Source organism: Sporosarcina sp. (genome assembly GCF_029257255.1).
Classification (GTDB): Bacteria; Bacillota; Bacilli; order Bacillales_A; family Planococcaceae; genus Sporosarcina.
Window position 1 is genome coordinate 1 of record NZ_JARICI010000085.1, and the last position, 2,395, is coordinate 2,395.

The window sequence follows — 2,395 nt, forward strand, 5'->3', positions numbered from 1 at the left end:
CGTCTACCATTACGTGACCGTGGTTTACCAATTGGCGAGCTGCACGACGAGTGCGAGCAAGACCCATGCGGTATACAACGTTGTCTAAACGAGCTTCAAGAAGGATCATGAAGTTTTCACCGTGAATTCCTTGCATTTTACCAGCTTTGTTGAAAAGCGTGCGGAATTGACGTTCGTTTACACCGTACATGAAACGTAGTTTTTGTTTTTCCTGTAATTGCATTCCGTATTCGGAAAGTTTTTTACGTTGGTTAGGACCGTGTTGTCCTGGAGCGTATGGACGCTTTTCAATTTCTTTACCTGTGCCGTTTAGTGAGATACCAAGACGACGTGACAGTTTCCATGCTGGACCTGTATATCGAGCCATGAGAGACTCCTCCTCTGTTGGTTTTATTTTGTTGTAAAATAAGACCAGATATGTTCAATCCATCTGCCATTCTATAATCTTGCACCTTCGCCTCCGCAGCCTCGAGGTTACGCGATGCACCTTTAAAAAGGAATAGACTGGACAAAATAGAACACATAACTGCTGCAACTATTTTACACAAAGAATAGCATACCAATTTATTGGTTTCAGGTCAAGCGTAATCATCGAAACAAAGAATAGTTGTGAAAGTCTTTCGTTTTCCCAAAAATCAAGGTAGACTGAAAATAGGTACAATTAAAGCGCTTTCATAAATGAATGAATATTATATTATATAAGTTGAACTAATCTATCTACATTAAACACTTTGCAATGTACAGCCTGCTTAGTTGATTGGAGTGCAAGGCGGCGACTCTGAGAGGATCAGCCCGACAGGTGAGACAACTTAGGGGAGCGCAGCGACCAAGTTGGCTCAGCGCGGGCCCTCCAGAACGCGTCCGCCTGGAACGGAGATCAACGGTACTGGATAGCTTTTAGAATGCAGGTTTTTTAATTCAACTTATACAAGAGGAGGAATTGATGTGCCTAAAAAACATAATTGGCATAAAGAAACAGCGATGATTCACGAAGGCTATGACAGCAAGGAGCATCAAGGAAGTCTTGCCGTTCCTTTATATCAAACAGCGACCTATGTATTTGATTCAGCCGAGCAGGGTGAACGCAGATTTGCGGGGGAAGAATCCGGTAATATTTATTCCCGTTTGGGTAATCCGACGGTGCGTGTACTAGAAGAGAGAATAGCGAAAATGGAAGAAGGCGCGGGTGGACTGGCTTTTGCATCCGGTATGGCCGCTGTCAGTGCCGTGCTTGTTCACGTAACGAAAGCAAATGATCACGTAGTTTGTTCCCGTGGAATTTACGGCTGCACATTCGGCCTGTTGAAAATCATGGAAGAGAAATATAATATTACGCATACGCTGACTTCGATGAGAACGGAAGAAGAGATTGAAAAAGCAGTGACAGATGAAACGACATGTATATATGTAGAAACTCCGATCAATCCTACGATGGAACTGGTCGATCTGCAGGCTGTTTCGAACGTGGCGAAGCGTCATGGACTGCGTGTCATTGTCGATAATACATTCTGTTCTCCTTACATTCAGACACCGTTAACATTCGGTGCAGATTTTGTTCTGCACAGTGCAACTAAGTATTTGAATGGCCATGGCGATGTCATTGCTGGTTTATTGGTAGGAAAAGATCAAGAAGAAATGCAGAAAATTCGCTCCACTGTACAAAAAGATTTCGGAGGTGTGATTTCTCCGTTTGACGCATGGCTGTTACTGCGGGGCATTAAAACACTGCCTGTGAGAATGGACAGACACTCATCAAATGCAAGAATCCTCTTCGATTATCTGAAAAAACATCCAAAAATAGAAGAAGTATTTTATCCCTTTGACGACCAGCATCCACAGTATGAAATTGCTGAGAAGCAGATGAAAACTGGAGGAGGCTTGATTTCATTCACTATTAAAGGTGGAAAAGAAGAAGCGCAAAAGTTTCTGAACAGTCTTTCACTCGTTAAATTGGCTGTTAGTCTAGGAGATGCAGAAACACTGATGCAGCATCCCGCAACGATGACACATTCAGGAGTTCCTAAAGCAGAGCGTGACAAAATGGGGGTTACGGATTCGCTGCTTAGATTGTCCGTTGGATTAGAGCATATGGATGATATCATGGCTGATCTTGAGCAGGCTTTCAATGCGATATAAGAAAAAAACGGACTGCGCTCAAAAAGCGCAGTCCGTTTTCACTGTTACAGTTTTTATGAAATTGTGGAAGGGTTGCCTATGTTGCGGGCAGCCCTTACTTTTGATAACTTCTATAGTATATTTGGTTAGTATATGTCATGTAGAATCTGAATGAACCGTATTTGCCGCGGTTGTTGTTCTACTGGTTGTTTTACTTAAGCAACGCAAACCCTGCCTACTTTTGCGTCCTTGCGACCCTATAGTCGCGCCAGTGATGAAT

Annotated in this window: 2 protein-coding genes; one reads left to right on the forward strand and one right to left on the reverse strand. The window is 43.0% G+C overall.

All coding sequences use genetic code 11. The features are described from left to right. On the reverse strand, positions 1 to 367 hold a 367-nt coding region (gene rpsD / locus Q1J64_RS15600), incomplete at its 3' end, for a 30S ribosomal protein S4 (RefSeq protein ID WP_301110038.1). A 572-nt stretch (positions 368 to 939) separates the two neighbouring features. Between rpsD and megL the strand changes: the two genes are divergently transcribed. Then, positions 940 to 2,136: a methionine gamma-lyase gene (gene megL / locus Q1J64_RS15605; protein ID WP_483315986.1), complete on the forward strand. Its 1,197-nt coding sequence runs from the start codon at positions 940 to 942 to the stop codon at positions 2,134 to 2,136. Positions 2,137 to 2,395 lie beyond the last annotated feature (259 nt).